This window comes from Streptomyces sp. MS191, assembly GCF_008042125.1.
GTDB lineage: Bacteria > Actinomycetota > Actinomycetes > Streptomycetales > Streptomycetaceae > Streptomyces.
On sequence record NZ_RDBI01000034.1, the window covers coordinates 1 to 14,804 of the forward strand.

Sequence of the window (14,804 nt, forward strand, 5' to 3'; positions counted from 1 at the left end):
GTCCTGGCCCGCGGCTTCGGCCGGCGGCCCACCGTCGTCTCCACCGACGGCGCCGCCCACCGCCGCCACCGCGCCCCGCTCAACAGCGGCCTCTCGGCCGCCCGGATCGCCGCCCTCGCCCCGTACGCCGAAGAGGTCGCCAACTCCCTCGTGGACGCCTTCTCCAGCCGGTGCCCCCTGCCGCCCTGCCCGGCGACCTTCTCGCGGAGGTGGACGAGGACCTCGGGGATGTCGATGGCCACCGGGCACACCTCGTAGCAGGCGCCGCACAGCGAGGACGCGTACGGCAGCGAGGCGTCGACGTCACTGGCCGTGCCGCGCAGTTGGGGCGTGAGGATGGCGCCGATGGGGCCGGGATAGACGGATCCGTAGGCGTGCCCGCCGGCGCGTTCGTAGACGGGGCAGACGTTGAGGCAGGCGGAACAGCGGATGCAGCGCAGGGCCTGGCGGCCGACCTCGTCGGCGAGCGCCGCGCTGCGGCCGTTGTCGAGCAGGACGAGGTGAAAGGTCTGGGGCCCGTCGCCGTCCGTGGTCCCGGTCCACATCGAGGTGTACGGGTTCATCCGCTCGGCGGTCGAGGAGCGGGGCAGCGTCTGGAGGAACACCTCCAGGTCCTGCCAGGTGGGCACGATCTTCTCGATGCCGACGACCGAGATCAGGGTCTCGGGGAGGGTGAGGCACATCCGGCCGTTGCCCTCGGACTCGACGACCACGAGTGTGCCGGTCTCGGCGACCATGAAGTTGGCTCCGGAGATGCCGACCTTGGCGCGCAGGAACTTCTCCCGCAGGTGGAGCCGGGCCGCCTCCGCGAGTTCGGCCGGGCTGTCGGACAGGCCCTCGGGCGCGGGGCGGCCCCAGTCGCCCATCCGGTCGCGGAAGATGTCCCGGATCTCGCCCCGGTTGCGGTGGATCGCGGGAACCAGGATGTGCGAGGGGCGGTCCTCGCCGAGCTGCACGATGAGCTCGGCGAGGTCGGTCTCGTAGGCGTGGATGCCCTCGGCCTCCAGCGCCTCGTTGAGCCCGATCTCCTGCGTGGCCATCGACTTGACCTTGACGACCTCGGTCTCCCCCGTCGCCTTCACGAGGTCGGCGACGATCCCGTTCGCCTCGGCCGCGTCCTGCGCCCAGTGCACGGTGCCGCCCGCGGCGGTGACCGCGGCCTCCAACTGCACCAGGTAGCGGTCGAGATGGCGCAGCGTGTGGTCCTTGATCTGCTTGCCCGCCTCGCGCAGTGCCGCCCAGTCGGCGAGTTCGGCGACCGCCTTGGCGCGTTTGTCCCGGATGGTGTGGGTGGCGTGGCGGAGGTTGGCGCGGAGCACGGGGTCGCCCACGGCCGCGCGGGCGGCCTCGGGGAACGCGGGCATCCCGACGAAGGTCCCGGTCACAGCGCGGGCTCCCGCTCCGTGCTCGCGAGGATCTCGGCGAGGTGCAGGGTCCGCAGGGGCTCGCCCTCGCGCCGCAGGATCCCGTCGAGGTGCAGGAGGCACGAGTTGTCGGCGCCGCAGAGGACCGAGGCGCCGGTCGACGCCGCGTGGGCGACCTTGTCGCGGCCCATCGCCGCCGAGACGTCGGCGTTCTTGACGGCGAAGGTGCCGCCGAAGCCGCAGCACTCCTCGGCTGCCGGGAGTTCGACGAGGTCGAGGCCCTTGACGGCCCGGAGCAGCCGGCGCGGCCGGTCGCCGAGGCCGAGCGCGCGCAGGCCGTGGCAGGAGGGGTGGTAGGTGACGCGGTGCGGGAAGTAGGCGCCGACGTCCGTCACTCCCAGCACGTCGACGAGGAACTCGGTGAGTTCGTGGGTCCGCGGTCCGAGCGCGGCCGCCTCGGCGCCGAAACCGGCGTAGTGGTGCCGCACCATGGCCGCGCAGGATCCCGAGGGGGTGACGACGTGGTCGTAGCCGGCGAAGGCGTCCACCGTGCGGCGGACGAGGGGGGCGGTCTCGCGCCGGTAGCCGGTGTTGTACTGCGGCTGGCCGCAGCAGGTCTGGGCCGCCGGGAAGTCGACGTCGACTCCGAGCCGTTCCAGGATGCGGACCGTTGCCACTCCCGTGGCGGGATACAGGGCGTCGTTGACGCAGGTGACGAAGAGTGCGACGCGCATGCGCGCAGGATATGCCGGTGAAGGGCGGCGGGGTACAGGCCGGATGCCGGCCCGTCGGGTATCGATCCGGTCTCACCCGGCCGCCCGGTGTTCACCAGGTGAGATGGAGCTCCTCGGGCGACCGGTGGATCAGCGTGGGCCGCATCCTGGAACGGCTCGGAGTCGACGTCGACTTCCCGGCGGCCCAGACCTGCTGCGGCCAGCCGCAGTACAACACCGGCTACCGGCGCGAGACCGCCCCCCTCGTCCGCCGCACGGTGGACGCCTTCGCCGGCTACGACCACGTCGTCACCCCCTCGGGATCCTGCGCGGCCATGGTGCCTGCGCCCCCGCCCCTGCCCTGTGATCCACTGGGCAGGCGGGGGAAGACGGCACGGGGGCGCCAGGAACAGGAGCAGCATTGACCAGTTACCGCCAGCCCGGCCTCGTCCTCACCGACCGCCGCTTCTCCGTGCCGCTCGACCACGCGGATCCCGGCGGCGAGCAGATCGAGATCTTCGCCCGCGAGGCCGTCGCCTGCGGCCGGAGCGGCGCGGACCTGCCGTGGCTGCTGTACCTGGAGGGCGGCCCCGGCTTCGGCGCCCGCCGCTTCGTCGGCGCGGGCGGACAGTCCTGGCTCGGCCGGGCCGTCCAGGAGTTCCGCGTGCTCCTCCTCGACCAGCGCGGCACCGGGAACTCCACCCCCGCCAACCGCCAGACCCTGCCGCTGCGCGGCACTCCCCGGGAGCAGGCCGCGTACCTCGGGCACTTCCGGGCCGACTCGATCGTGCAGGACTGCGAGGTGATCCGTAAGCGGCTCACCGGAGGCGCCCGCTGGACCGTCCTCGGCCAGAGCTTCGGCGGCTTCTGCGCCACCCACTACCTCAGCACCGCCCCCGCCGGCCTGCACACCGTCCTCATCACCGGCGGGCTCCCGTCCCTGCACGCCGACGCCGACGAGGTCTACCGGGCCGCCTACCCGCGGATCACCCGCAAGGTCGAAGCCCACTACGCCCGCTACCCGCAGGACGTCGAACGGGCCCGCCGGATCGCCGCCCACCTGCTGGAACGCCCCGCCGCACTGCCCGGCGGCGGCCTGCTCACCGCGGAGTCCTTCCAGTCCCTCGGCATCCTCCTCGGCGGCGCCGAGGGCACCCACCAGCTCCACCTCCTCCTGGAGGACGCCTTCGTCCCGACGGTCGACGGGCCCGCCCTGTCGGACGCCTTCCTGGAGAACGCGCAGGCCGTGCTGTCGTACGCCGGTCATCCGCTGTACGCCGTGCTCCACGAGGCGATCTACGCCCAGGGGCGGGGGCCCACCGGCTGGGCGGCCGAGCGGATCCGCGCCGAGTTCCCCCGCTTCGACGCCGCGAAGACCCTGGCGGGCGACGAGCCGCTGCTCTTCACCGGCGAGACCGTCCACCCCTGGCACTTCGAGACCGACCCGGCCCTGCGCCCGCTCCGCGAGACCGCCGCGATCCTCGCCGAACGCGCCGACTGGCCCGCGCTCTACGACGCCGAACGGCTCGCCGCCAACGAGGTGCCGGTGGCCGCCGCCGTCTACCACGACGACATGTACGTGGACACCGAGCACGCGCTGCGGACGGCCCGCGCGATCCGTGGGCTCAGGACCTGGGTGACCGACGAGTTCGAGCACGACGGGGTCCGGGCCGGCGGGCCGCGCGTCCTGGACCGCCTGCTCGCCCTCGCCCGGGACGAGATCTGATCGCCCGGAGGCGATGCCGGGGAGACAGCCGGGGATAGGATTCGCGGCGCAATCAGTCAGCAATACCAGGCGCGTGCGCAGGGGGCCGGGGTGGCACAGGACGGGGTTCCGGCGTCGGGCCGTGAGCTGAAGTTCCGCGCGCTCATGGCCGAACTGCGGCGCGGCATCCTCGACGGCACCTGGCCCCCCGGCAGCAAGCTGCCCACCGAGCGCGCGCTGGCCGCCGAGACCGGGCTCTCGGTCACCACCGTCCGCCGTGCCTACGAGGACCTCGTCGCCCTCGGGCTGGTCGAACGGCGCCAGGGCGCCGGCACCTTCGCGGCCCACCGCCCGGAATCCGGCCCGGCCGGCCGCAGGGTCGTCGGCGTCCTCGTCCCCGACACCGCGTTCTACTACCCGCGCGTCCTCCAGGGCATCGAGAAGGAGCTGGCCGCGGCCGGTGCCCGGCTCGTCCTGGCCTGCTCGCACTACGACCCCGCCGAGGAGGACGCGGCCGTCGAGAGGCTCCTCTCCGACGGTGTCCACGGGCTGCTCCTCGTCCCCACGCTGCACACCGCCACCGACCCGGGCCGGCGGGCGGAGGAACTCCTCGCCCTGCCCGTCCCGGCGGTCCTCGTCGAGCGGCGGCTCGCCGCCCACGGCCCCGGCGACCCCACCGAGCACGTCTGCACCGACCATGAGGGCGGCGCCTACGACGCCGTGCGCCACCTGCGGTCGCTCGGGCACCGGAAGCTCGCCCTCCTGGTGCGTTCCGACGCGCCCACCACGGCGCCCATCGAGTCCGGATTCGCCCGCGCGACCGCGGACTTCGCCCTCCCCGAACCGCCCGTCGTCCGGGACGGACACCAGGACTGGACCCCGGAGCGGGCCGACCGGGCGGTCGCCGGCCTGCGCGCCGCCGGTGTCACCGCGGCACTCTGCTTCGGCGACCGCGAGGCGTCCCTCGTCCTCGGCGCGGCCCGCCGGGCCGGGCTGCGCGTCCCCGAGGACCTCGCCCTGATCAGCTACGACAACGAGTTCGCGGACGTCGCCGAGACACCGCTGACCGCGGTGTCGCCACCGAAGTTCCAGGTCGGGCGGCTCGCGGCGCAGATCCTGCTGCGCCGCCTGGCCGACGGGGACGCCTCCCCGCTGCACCAGGTCCAGCTGCGGCCCCGGCTCGTGGTGCGGGCCTCCTGCGGCGGGGGCCGCGTGCAAAAGTCCAAGCAGTGAGCACGGATTGCTCATTGTTCGCTCCTCACGGCGACGGATAGAACTCGGTCCGGACCACCCACGAGGAGAGGACCCGGACATGACCACGCACGTCACCGCGGAGATCGCCAGCCAGCCCGACTGCTGGCGCCGCGCCGCCGAGGCGGCCGCCGGGCACGCCGCCGTGCTGCCCCGGCGGGGCGAGCGGATCGCGGTCGTCGGCTGCGGCACCTCGTACTTCATCGCCCGTGCGTACGCGGCCCTGCGGGAGTCGCTCGGCGAGGGCGAGACCGATGCCTTCCCCGCCTCCGACGAGACACCGCTCGGCCGCGGCTACGACCGGATCGTCGCCCTCACCCGCTCCGGCACGACGACCGAGGTGGCCTCCCTCCTCGCCCGTGCCTCCGGCCGGATCCCGACCCTCGTCCTGACCGGGGTGGCCGACAGCCGTGCCGCCCACCAGGCCGACCGGGTGATCGACCTCGGTTTCGCCGACGAACGCTCCGTCGTGCAGACCCGGTTCGCCACCACGGCCCTCCAACTCCTGCGCGCGGGGCTGGGGGTGGACCTCGACCCCTCCATCGTGGACGCCGAACTCGCCTTGTACGAACCGCTGCCGGCGGAGTGGGAGCGCCGCGGCCAGTTCACCTTCCTCGGCACCGGCTGGACCGTCGGGCTCGCCGACGAGGCCGCGCTCAAGCTGCGCGAGGTGGCCCGGGTGTGGACGGAGTCGTACGCGGCGATGGAGTACCGGCACGGCCCGATCAGCGTCAGCGACCGGGCCAGCCTGGTGTGCTGCCTCGGCCCCGCGCCGGCCGGGCTGCGCGACGAGGTGGAGACGACGGGGGCGCTCTTCGCCGCCGACGCCATCGACCCGGTGGCCGCCCTGGTACGGGCCCAGCGCCTCGCGGTCACGCTGGCCGCCCGCCGCGGGTTCAACCCGGACCGGCCCCGCCACGTGTCCCGCTCGGTGATCCTGGCCGGTTCGCTCCGCTCGGTCTGACGCCCTCCCCGCCCCACGGGCCCGGCGCCGACACGCCTCGCGCGCGGGGGCGTCGGGCCGGAACGCGCCTGGCGCGCACCGGTGTCGGGTCCGCGGACCCGCCGTGCGCCGTGTCTCGCCCGTATCCTGCGGCCATGATCGACACGAGCCCCACGCCACTCGACGACATGCCCGGAGACTGGCGGCGCGCGCTGGCGGTCGTCGCGCACCCCGACGACCTCGAGTACGGCTGCGCCGCGGCGGTCGCCGCCTGGACGGACTCCGGCAAGGAGGTCGTCTACGCCCTCGCGACCCGGGGCGAGGCCGGCATCGACTCCCTCGACCCCGCGACCTGCGGCCCGCTGCGCGAGCGGGAGCAGCGGGCCAGCGCGGAGGTGGTCGGTGTCTCGACCGTCGAGTTCATGGACCACCGGGACGGGATCATCACCTACGGACTCGACCTGCGCCGCGACATCGCGGCGGCGATCCGCCGCCACCGGCCCGAGCTGGTGATCACCCTCAACCACCGGGACACCTGGGGCCCGGCGGTCGGCGGAGCCTGGAACACCCCCGACCACGTCGCCGTCGGGCGCGCCACCCTGGACGCGGCGGGCGACGCCGGCAACCGCTGGATCTTCCCCGAGCTGACCGCGCAGGGCCTGGAGCCGTGGAACGGTGTCCGCTGGGTCGCCGTCGCGGGCTCGAACACCCCCACCCACGCGGTCGACGCGACGGAGGGCCTGGAGCGCTCGATCCGGTCGCTCCTCTGCCACCGCTCCTACATCGAGGCACTGACCGACCAGGATCCCGAGGAGTACTGCCGGACCTTCCTCACCGCGGGCGCCCGGCGGGCCGCCGAGCGGTTCGGGGGACGCCCGGCCGTGGCCTTCGAGGTGTTCCCCCGCTAATCTGACGCTCCGTCAGTCGATGGGGGTGCGCGGTGATCGACACACTCGACCGGGAGATCCCGGAGGGGGAGGAGCGGCTCTCCCTCCGCGTCGAGGACGGGATCGCCGTCCTGACGCTGTGCCGTCCGGAGAAGCTCAACGGCTGGAGCTGGGAGTCCAGCCGCCAGCTGGGCGTCCTCGCCGACCGCATCCGTTTCGACGAGGGCGTGCGGGTCGTGCTGCTGCGCGCCGAGGGCCGGGCCTTCTGTGCCGGGATCGACGTCACGGCCCCGGGCGGCGGGATCACCGGGCGGTCGGCGGCCGAACGGACCCAGCGCTACGCCGAGGGCGTCCGCTGGGCGCACGAGCGCTTCGCCGTGTTCGCCGGGCTTCCCCAGCCGGTCGTCGCCGCCGTGCAGGGATACTGCCTCGGCTTCGGCTTCGAGCTGGCCCTGATGGCGGACGTGCGCATCGCCGCCGACGACGCCGTCTTCGCCCTGCCCGAGGCGGGGATCGGGGTGTCCGTCGACGCGGGCGGCGACCTGCGGATCGCCCGCGATGCCGGTGCGGGCTGGGCCAAGTACCTGGCCCTCACCGGCCGCCGGATCGACGCCGCCACCGCCGAGCGACTGGGCCTCGTGCAGCTCGTCACCCCGCCCGGCGACCTGGAGGGCGCCGGGCGCGAGACGGCGCGGGCGATCGCCGCCGCCGCGCCGCTCGCCGTCCGCGCGATCAAGCGGAACGTCGACGCCTTCGCGGATCAGGGCATGGCCGCGGCCCTCGATCGCACCGCGCTCGCGGCGGCGCTCACCCTCACCTCGGAGGACGCCCGCGAGGGGTACGCGGCGAAGGCCGCGCGCCGGCCCCCGAGGTTCGAGGGGCGTTAGGAGGTGTCTCGCCGATCTCGCCGATCTTGCCGGGCTCCCGGCCGGACGGCGCGCGGGGCGGGCGGGACTCTCGCGACCTGCCCCGGGAACGCCCGGGCGGTCTTCCCCGGCGCGCCGCGACGGCTGTCCGGACGGGCCCCTGCCTCACATCCGCGGTGACGGCTTCAGGATCGCGAAGGGGGCGCCGAAGGGGTCGGCCAGCCACGCGATGCGGCCCACGTCCGGGATGTCCGCCGCGGGCATCAGCACCGACCCGCCGTGCCCCGTCGACCTGGCGACGATCTCGTCCGCGTCGTCGACGGCGAAGTACGGGATCCAGCGCGCCTCGTGCCCGCCCTCCTGGAGCGGGGCCACCCCGCCGAACGAGGCGTCCTGCTGGTCGCCCTCGGCCGTGGAGAGCACCCGGTAGGTCATCCCGGGCGCGTCCATCTCCTGCGAGCGCCAGCCGAACAGCCGGCCGTAGAAGTCCAGGGCGACCTGCGGGTCGCCGACGTGCAGCTCGGCCCAGACCAGGCTGTGGGTGTCCGAGGTCTGCTCCAGGCCCTTGACGGCCCCCGGCTGCCAGACGGCGAACTCGGCGCCGCCCGGGTCGGTCAGGCAGGCCATCTGTCCCGCCTCCATGACGTCGAAGGCCTCGACCCGCACGGTCCCGCCCGCGTCCTTGGCCGCCTCCGCCGTGGCCTTGGCGTCCGGCGTCTGGAAGTAGATCGTCCAGGCGGAGCTCGCGCCGTCCTCCGTCAGCGGGCCGATCGCGGCGACCGTCCGGCCGTTCCGCCTGAAGAAGCCGTAGCCGCCGGCGTCGGGGCCCGCCGACTCGAACTCCCAGCCGAGCACGCCGCCGTAGTACGTGGCGGCGGCGGCGACGTCCGGGCTGCCGAGGTCGAGCCAGCTGGGTGATCCCGTCGTGAAGTCCGTACCGAGCATCTGGTGCGCCCTGCCTTTCCGCTGCTGTGGGGTCGTCCGGCCACCATGGCCGATCCTCGCCCCTCGCCCCGGTCCGCGCAGCCGCACGCGGACCGGTTCATCCGCCTGGCCCAGCGCCGCGGCGCACACGGGACCGGCGGACGGCGCGCCCGGCTCCCGGGGCGGCCCGCCAGGTCCTCGGTCACGGCTGGAACGGCCCGCGCCCCAGCTGGTCGCGTACCGGCACGACGGGATCGTTGACCAGCGCCCTGCGCTGCCAGTTCGCCCCGTCCACGACCAGCGTGTGCCCGCTGACGAAGCGGGCGTACGGGGAGGCCAGGAAGGTCGCCGCCCAGCCCAGCTCGCGGGGCCGGCCCACCCGCAGGGCGGGCTGCCGGGCGTCGTGGTCCCCGGCCCGCGCGAGCGTGCCGCGGATGTCGGACGTCATGTCCTCGTGCGGCATCAGGCCGGGGACCAGGCCGTTCACCCGGATCCCGTACGGTCCCCATTCGACGGCCAGGGTCTCCACCAGGTTCTTCACGCCGGCCTTCGCCGCCGCGGAGGCGGCGAAGCCGGGGCCGCCCGTCCAGGCGTAGGAGGCGCCCACGTTGACCACCGAGCCGGGGGTGCCGGCGGCCAGGTGCCGCCGGGCGAACTCCCGGGTGGCGAACCAGGTCCCGGTGAGCGTGACGTCCACGACCGCGCGCCAGCCGTTGGGCGACAACTCCTCGGCCGGTACGGGGAAGTTGGCGGCGGCGTTGTTCACCAGGACCTCGGGCCGGGAGCCGAGCCCGGCCTCGCAGGCGTCGAAGGCGGCGGCGACGCGCTCCGGGTCGCGGATGTCCCCGACCGCGGTCGCCACCGGCGTGCCGCACTCCTCGGCGAGTTCCCGCCGGGCCGCGTCCAGGCGCGCGGCCGTCCGGCCGACGAGCATCAACGCCGCTCCGAGCCGGCCGAACTCGGCGGCGATCGCCCGCGCCGTCTCGCGCCCGGCGCCCTCCAGGTCGCCGGGCGGGGTGACGAGCTGCACGAGGCCCAGTCGCTCGGCGGTGGCGGCGTCGATCCGGCGGCCGGTGAGGGCCAGGTACTTGGCCCGGGCAGGCCGGGCGGGGGCGTCGCTTCGCTCGTCATGCCGCATCGATAGCGCGCCGCGCGCGAGAACTGAAGGGCGGTCAGCCGATCGGAACCGACTCCGCCGAGGCGACCGCCCGGTCCAGATCGGCCAGCAGCAGGTCCGTGTTGACCGCCACGCCGGCCCGGTAGCCGCCGCTCGCCGCGTTGACCACCTGCTCGGCGAGGCCGATCGCGTTGCCCGCCGCCCAGACGCCGGGCACGCTCGTCCGGCCGGTCTCGTCCACCGTCACCAGGGGCCCGAGCGGTGTCGGACGCGTGGCCGCGCCGAGCGCCGTCAGCAGTCCGTCCCGGGGCACCATCCGCGTACCCGCGAAGAGCACCGACCGGGCGACGGTCCGGCCGTCCGCCATCCGCACGCCCGTCAGCCGGTCGTCCTCGATCACCAGGCCGGCCACCTCGCCCGTGACGACCTCGATGCCGGCCGCGGCGACCCTCGCCCGCTGGTCCTCGGGGAGCGCCGCCGTCGTGTGGAGGAACAGGGTGACGTCAGCGGACCACTGGGAGACGATCAGGGCCTGGTGCGCGCCCGTCACGGGATGGGCGATGACACCGAAGTCCCGGTCGCGGACCTCCCAGCCGTGGCAGTACGGGCAGTGCAGCACGTCCCGCCCCCACCGGGCGCGGAGCCCGGCGATGTCCGGGAGCTCGTCCACCAGCCCGGTCGTCACGACCAGGCGCCGCGCGCCCGCCGTCCGGCCGTCGGCGAGCCGCACGGCGAAGGCGTCGTCCCCGTCCGGGACCACCTCGGTCACCTCGCCCGCGGTCAGGCCGACCCCGTACGCGGCGATCTCCCGCCGCCCGGCCGCGAGGAAGTCCGCCGGGCTCATCCCGTCCTGGGACAGGTACCCCTGCATGTGGGCCGCCGGGGCGTTGCGCGGCTCGCCCGCGTCGACGACCAGGGTCCGGCGCCGCGACCTGCCCAGGACCAGGGCGGCGCTGAGCCCCGCCGCGCCGCCGCCGACCACCACCACGTCGTACCGCTCGTTCGTGTCCATGCCCCGAGGCTCGCTCCGAGCCCGCCCGCTTGACAAACTTTCTTGCTGTTTCTGCAATGGAGGCATGACCGAGGACGAACGCATCGACGAGGTGCTGAACGAAGTGGGACCGCGGCTGCGCCGCATCCGGCGCGAGCGCGGGGCGACCCTGGGGGATCTCTCCGCCTCCACGGGGATCTCCGTGAGCACCCTCTCCCGCCTGGAGTCCGGGCAGCGACGGCCGAGCCTGGAGCTGCTGCTGCCCATCGCGCGCGCCCACCAGGTCGCGCTCGACGAGCTGGTCGGCGCGCCGCCCGTGGGTGATCCCCGGGTCCGCGCCAAGCCGATCGTGCGCCACGGGCGCACCATGCTGCCGCTCACCCGCCAGCCGGGCGGTCTCCAGGCGTACAAGGTGGTGCAGGAGAAGGCCGAGCCGGTCGACGCGCGGGTCCACGAGGGCTACGAGTGGCTCTACGTCCTGTCGGGGAAGCTGCGCCTGGTGCTGGGCGGGCACGACGTGGTGCTCGCGGCGGGTGAGGCCGCCGAGTTCGACACGCGCGTCCCGCACTGGTTCGGGCCCACGCCGGACGGGCCGGTGGAGTTCCTGAGCCTGTTCGGGCCGCAGGGGGAGCGCATGCACGTGCGGGCGCGCCCGAAGAAGTCCTGATTCACGGTTCCGTCGAGACAAGCGACCGCTTAGTATGCGAACCGACCGCTCAGTACGGACGACGGCTGGTGGAGGAACCCCATGCAGGCATGGCGAGTGCACGACAACGGCGAGCCGGGCGAGGTGATGCAGTGCGACGAAGTGGACCGGCCCACGCCCGGTGAGGGCCAGGTCCTCCTGAAGGTCCGCGCCGCGAACATCAACTTCCCCGACGCCCTGCTCTGCCGGGGCCAGTACCAGGTGCGGCCCCCGCTGCCCTTCACCCCCGGCGTGGAGATCTGCGCCGACACCGAGGACGGCCGCCGGGTCATCGCCACCCCCGTCCTGCCCCACGGGGGCCTGGCCGAGTACGCCCTGGCCGACGCCTCGGCCGTGCTGCCCGCCCCCGACGCGCTCGACGACGCCGAGTCGGCGGCCCTGCACATCGGCTACCAGACCGGCTGGTTCGGCCTGCACCGCAGGGCCGGGCTCCAGGAGGGCGAGACCCTGCTGGTGCACGCCGCCGCGGGCGGCGTCGGCAGCGCCGCCGTACAGCTCGGCAAGGCCGCCGGTGCCACGGTCATCGGCGTGGTCGGCGGCCCGGAGAAGGCCGCCGTCGCCCGCGAGCTCGGCTGTGACGTGGTGGTCGACCGCCACGCCGAGGACGTGGTCGCCGCCGTGAAGGAGGCCACCGGCGGCCGCGGCGCCGACGTGATCTACGACCCGGTCGGCGGCGCGGCCTACGCGCAGTCCGCCAAGCTCGTCGCCTTCGAAGGCCGGATCGTGGTCGTCGGGTTCGCCAGCGGCACGATCCCCTCGCCCGCGCTCAACCACGCCCTCGTCAAGAACTACTCGATCGTCGGCCTGCACTGGGGGCTGTACAACCTCAAGGACCCGGCCGCGATCCTGCGCTGCCACGAGACGCTCACCGACCTCGCCGCCAAGGGCCTCATCAAGCCGCTGGTCAGCGAGCGTGTCCCGTTCGCGGCGGCCGCCGACGCCGTGCAGCGTGTCGCCGACGGCACCACCACCGGCCGCCTGGTCGTCCTCCCGGAAGGAGCCGGCCGATGACCGCCGTGCCCGACGCCGCGGAACTGCGCTCCCTGACGCGGGAGCTGCTCGCGGCGCACCCGCCCGCCACCACCCCGCGCACCGACTTCCTGCGGGCGCGCTTCGACGCCGGACTCGCCTGGGTGCACTACCCGGTCGGGCTCGGCGGACTCGACGCGCCGCGCTCCCTGCAGGCCGTCGTCGACGCCGAACTCCAGGCCGCCGGAGCCCCCGACAACGACCCGCGCCGCATCGGGATCGGCCTCGGCATGGCGGCCCCGACGGTCCTCGCCTACGGCACGGAGGACGTCAAGGAGCGCTTCCTCAAGCCGCTGTGGGTCGGCGAGGAGGTGTGGTGCCAGCTCTTCAGCGAGCCCGGCGCCGGCTCCGACCTGGCCGCCCTCGGCACGCGCGCCGTCCGCGACGGGGACGAGTGGGTCGTCAACGGCCAGAAGGTGTGGACCTCCAGCGCCCACGTCGCCCGCTGGGCCATCCTCATCGCGCGCACCGACCCCGACCTCCCCAAGCACCGGGGCATCACCTACTTCATCTGCGACATGAGCGACCCCGGTGTCGAGGTGCGGCCGCTGCGCCAGATCACCGGTGAGGCCGAGTTCAACGAGGTCTTCCTCACCGACGTCCGCATCCCCGACGCCCACCGCCTCGGCGAGGTCGGCGACGGCTGGCGGGTCGCCCAGACCACCCTGATGAACGAGCGCGTCTCCATCGGCGGTGCCCGCATCCCCCGCGAGGGCGGCATGATCGGCCCGGTCGCCAGGACCTGGCGCGAACGCCCCGAGCTGCGCACCCACGACCTCCACCGGCGGCTCCTCGACCTCTGGGTCGACTCGGAGGTGGCCCGCCTCACCGGGGAGCGGCTGCGCCAGCAGCTCGTCGCGGGCCAGCCCGGCCCCGAGGGCAGCGCGATGAAACTCGGCTTCGCCCGGCTCAACCAGGCCATCAGCGGCCTGGAGGTGGAACTCCTCGGCGACGAGGGCCTGCTGTACGACGACTGGACGATGCGCCGCCCCGAACTCGTCGACTTCACCGGCCGCGAGGCCGGATACCGGTACCTGCGCTCCAAGGGCAACTCCATCGAGGGCGGCACGACCGAGGTGCTGCTGAACATCGTCGCCGAGCGGGTGCTCGGACTGCCCTCCGAGCCCCGCAACGACAAGGACGTCGCCTGGAAGGACCTCGCGCGATGACGGATCTGCTCTACTCGGAGACCGAGGACGACCTGCGTTCCGCGGTCCGCTCGCTGCTCGCCGACCGTGCCGGGACGCAGGTGCTGCTCGGCCGGATCGAGACCGGCGATCCGTACGTCCCCGGTCTGTGGAAGTCCCTCGCCGGCGAGATCGGCGCGGCCGGCCTGCTCGTGCCCGAGAAGCTGGGCGGGCAGGGCGCGAGCCACCGCGAGGCGGCCGTCGTCCTGGAGGAGCTGGGCCGGGCGGTCACCCCGGTGCCGTACCTGACCGGCGCGGTGGTGGCGGCCGAGACGCTGCTCGCCCTCGACACCGACAGCGCCCCGGTGGCCGAGCTGCTCGCCGCGCTCGCCGGCGGCCGTACCGTCGCGGTGCTCGCCGTGCCGCTCTCCGCGGGACCCGGCACGGAGCCGCCCACGACGGACACGGTGACGGGTGTCGCCGACGCGGCCGCCGCCGACGTGCTGCTGGTCCCGAGGGCCGACGGGCTCTACGCGGTTCCCGCCGCCGAGGTGCGGATCGAGCCGCTGACCCCGCTCGACCTCACCCGCCCGCTCTCGGCGGTCGACGCGAGCGGCGCCGCCGGGACCCGGATCGCCGACGCGGCGACCGCCCGAGCGGCTATCGGGCGCGGCCTGCTCGCCGGCGCCGGACTCCTCGCCTCCGAGCAACTCGGGCTCGCCGAATGGTGTCTGGAGGAGACGGTCCGGCACACCCGCGACCGCTACCAGTTCAACCGGCCCGTCGGATCCTTCCAGGCGCTCAAGCACCGGATGGCGCAGCTCTGGCTGGAGGTGGTCAACGCCCGCGCGGTGGCTCGCGCCGCCGCCGACGCCCTGGCCGTCGGCAGTCCCGACGCCGCGCTGACCGTCGCCGTCGCCCAGGCGTACTGCTCGAAGGTCGCCGTCCACGCGGCCGAGGAGTGCGTGCAGCTGCACGGCGGCATCGGCATGACCTGGGAGCACCCGGCGCATCTGGCGCTCAAGCGGGCCAAGTCCGACCAGATCGCGCTGGGTTCGGCCGGCGCGCACCAGGACGCGATCGCGGCCCTGGTCGGTCTGCCGGCCCCCGCGTAACCGGGTCGGCAGAGCCCGCCGGGGGCGGCGCGCGCCACCGCGCCGCCCCCGGCCGGGATCCCCGGC

At 74.6% G+C, this 14,804-nt stretch carries 14 protein-coding genes and 1 pseudogene; 10 read left to right on the top strand and 5 right to left on the bottom strand.

The window, feature by feature from the left end; translation table 11 throughout:
• Together EAO71_RS04275 and EAO71_RS04280 are read right to left on the bottom strand one after the other, a co-directional pair.
• The coding region (locus tag EAO71_RS04275) for a LutB/LldF family L-lactate oxidation iron-sulfur protein (RefSeq protein WP_261991992.1) at positions 1-1,385 on the bottom strand (1,385 nt) is incomplete at its 3' end.
• Entirely contained in the window at positions 1,382-2,098 is a 717-nt protein-coding gene (locus tag EAO71_RS04280) for a (Fe-S)-binding protein (RefSeq protein ID WP_147976429.1), read from the bottom strand. The genes EAO71_RS04280 and EAO71_RS04275, both read right to left, overlap by 4 nt.
• Before the next feature lie 98 nt (positions 2,099-2,196).
• Between EAO71_RS04280 and EAO71_RS38525 the strand changes: the two are divergent.
• The 6 genes and pseudogenes from EAO71_RS38525 to EAO71_RS04310 all read left to right on the top strand — a co-directional run.
• Positions 2,197-2,418, top strand: a pseudogene (locus EAO71_RS38525) (heterodisulfide reductase-related iron-sulfur binding cluster); the annotation flags it as partial.
• An 80-nt stretch (positions 2,419-2,498) separates the two neighbouring features.
• The gene (locus tag EAO71_RS04290; protein ID WP_147976431.1) at positions 2,499-3,803 is read left to right on the top strand and encodes an alpha/beta fold hydrolase; all 1,305 of its coding nucleotides are present in this window, start codon (positions 2,499-2,501) and stop codon (positions 3,801-3,803) included.
• 90 nt (positions 3,804-3,893) lie between these two features.
• On the top strand, positions 3,894-5,015 hold the full coding sequence (locus tag EAO71_RS04295) for a substrate-binding domain-containing protein (RefSeq protein WP_261991993.1): 1,122 nt from the start codon (positions 3,894-3,896) through the stop codon (positions 5,013-5,015).
• A gap of 79 nt (positions 5,016-5,094) precedes the next feature.
• A complete protein-coding gene (locus EAO71_RS04300; RefSeq protein WP_147976432.1) occupies positions 5,095-5,997 on the top strand; it encodes an SIS domain-containing protein in 903 nt (300 codons plus the stop codon).
• 134 nt (positions 5,998-6,131) lie between these two features.
• On the top strand, positions 6,132-6,884 hold the full coding sequence (locus tag EAO71_RS04305) for a PIG-L deacetylase family protein (protein ID WP_147976433.1): 753 nt from the start codon (positions 6,132-6,134) through the stop codon (positions 6,882-6,884).
• Positions 6,885-6,916: 32 nt separating this feature from the next.
• Positions 6,917-7,750, top strand: coding sequence for an enoyl-CoA hydratase/isomerase family protein (locus EAO71_RS04310; RefSeq protein WP_147976434.1), 834 nt, complete (start codon positions 6,917-6,919; stop codon positions 7,748-7,750).
• A gap of 144 nt (positions 7,751-7,894) precedes the next feature.
• Here the strand turns inward: EAO71_RS04310 and EAO71_RS04315 are convergent, their stop codons facing one another.
• The 3 genes from EAO71_RS04315 to EAO71_RS04325 form a co-directional block, all read right to left on the bottom strand.
• Positions 7,895-8,674 carry a VOC family protein gene (locus tag EAO71_RS04315; protein ID WP_147976435.1) on the bottom strand — a complete coding sequence of 260 codons (780 nt, stop codon included), beginning with the start codon at positions 8,672-8,674 and terminating at the stop codon, positions 7,895-7,897.
• Positions 8,675-8,855: 181 nt separating this feature from the next.
• Positions 8,856-9,791: an SDR family oxidoreductase gene (locus EAO71_RS04320; RefSeq protein ID WP_147976436.1), complete on the bottom strand. Its 936-nt coding sequence runs from the start codon at positions 9,789-9,791 to the stop codon at positions 8,856-8,858.
• A 34-nt stretch (positions 9,792-9,825) separates the two neighbouring features.
• Positions 9,826-10,782, bottom strand: a complete 957-nt coding sequence (locus tag EAO71_RS04325; protein ID WP_147976437.1) for an NAD(P)/FAD-dependent oxidoreductase — start codon at positions 10,780-10,782, stop codon at positions 9,826-9,828.
• Between the two features lie 64 nt (positions 10,783-10,846).
• Between EAO71_RS04325 and EAO71_RS04330 the strand changes: the two genes are divergently transcribed.
• The 4 genes from EAO71_RS04330 (at position 10,847) to EAO71_RS04345 (ending at position 14,738) form a co-directional block, all read left to right on the top strand.
• Positions 10,847-11,428 carry a helix-turn-helix domain-containing protein gene (locus EAO71_RS04330; protein ID WP_147976438.1) on the top strand — a complete coding sequence of 194 codons (582 nt, stop codon included), beginning with the start codon at positions 10,847-10,849 and terminating at the stop codon, positions 11,426-11,428.
• Between the two features lie 81 nt (positions 11,429-11,509).
• On the top strand, positions 11,510-12,478 hold the full coding sequence (locus EAO71_RS04335; protein ID WP_147976439.1) for an NADPH:quinone oxidoreductase family protein: 969 nt from the start codon (positions 11,510-11,512) through the stop codon (positions 12,476-12,478).
• Positions 12,479-12,483: 5 nt separating this feature from the next.
• Positions 12,484-13,665, top strand: a complete 1,182-nt coding sequence (locus EAO71_RS04340) for an acyl-CoA dehydrogenase family protein (RefSeq protein ID WP_147976483.1) — start codon at positions 12,484-12,486, stop codon at positions 13,663-13,665.
• Positions 13,662-14,738, top strand: a complete 1,077-nt coding sequence (locus tag EAO71_RS04345; RefSeq protein ID WP_147976440.1) for an acyl-CoA dehydrogenase family protein — start codon at positions 13,662-13,664, stop codon at positions 14,736-14,738. The genes EAO71_RS04340 and EAO71_RS04345 overlap by 4 nt, the downstream gene beginning before the upstream one ends.
• The last annotated feature ends 66 nt before the right edge of the window (positions 14,739-14,804 follow it).

Coding starts and splice junctions, on each gene's coding strand:
- EAO71_RS04315 (WP_147976435.1), bottom strand. CDS start 8,674: ATGCTCGGTACGGACTTCACGACGGGATCACCCAGCTGGCTCGACCTC.
- EAO71_RS04345 (WP_147976440.1), top strand. CDS start 13,662: ATGACGGATCTGCTCTACTCGGAGACCGAGGACGACCTGCGTTCCGCG.
- EAO71_RS04280 (WP_147976429.1), bottom strand. CDS start 2,098: ATGCGCGTCGCACTCTTCGTCACCTGCGTCAACGACGCCCTGTATCCC.
- EAO71_RS04305 (WP_147976433.1), top strand. CDS start 6,132: ATGATCGACACGAGCCCCACGCCACTCGACGACATGCCCGGAGACTGG.
- EAO71_RS04320 (WP_147976436.1), bottom strand. CDS start 9,791: ATGCGGCATGACGAGCGAAGCGACGCCCCCGCCCGGCCTGCCCGGGCC.
- EAO71_RS04335 (WP_147976439.1), top strand. CDS start 11,510: ATGCAGGCATGGCGAGTGCACGACAACGGCGAGCCGGGCGAGGTGATG.
- EAO71_RS04300 (WP_147976432.1), top strand. CDS start 5,095: ATGACCACGCACGTCACCGCGGAGATCGCCAGCCAGCCCGACTGCTGG.
- EAO71_RS04330 (WP_147976438.1), top strand. CDS start 10,847: ATGACCGAGGACGAACGCATCGACGAGGTGCTGAACGAAGTGGGACCG.
- EAO71_RS04325 (WP_147976437.1), bottom strand. CDS start 10,782: ATGGACACGAACGAGCGGTACGACGTGGTGGTGGTCGGCGGCGGCGCG.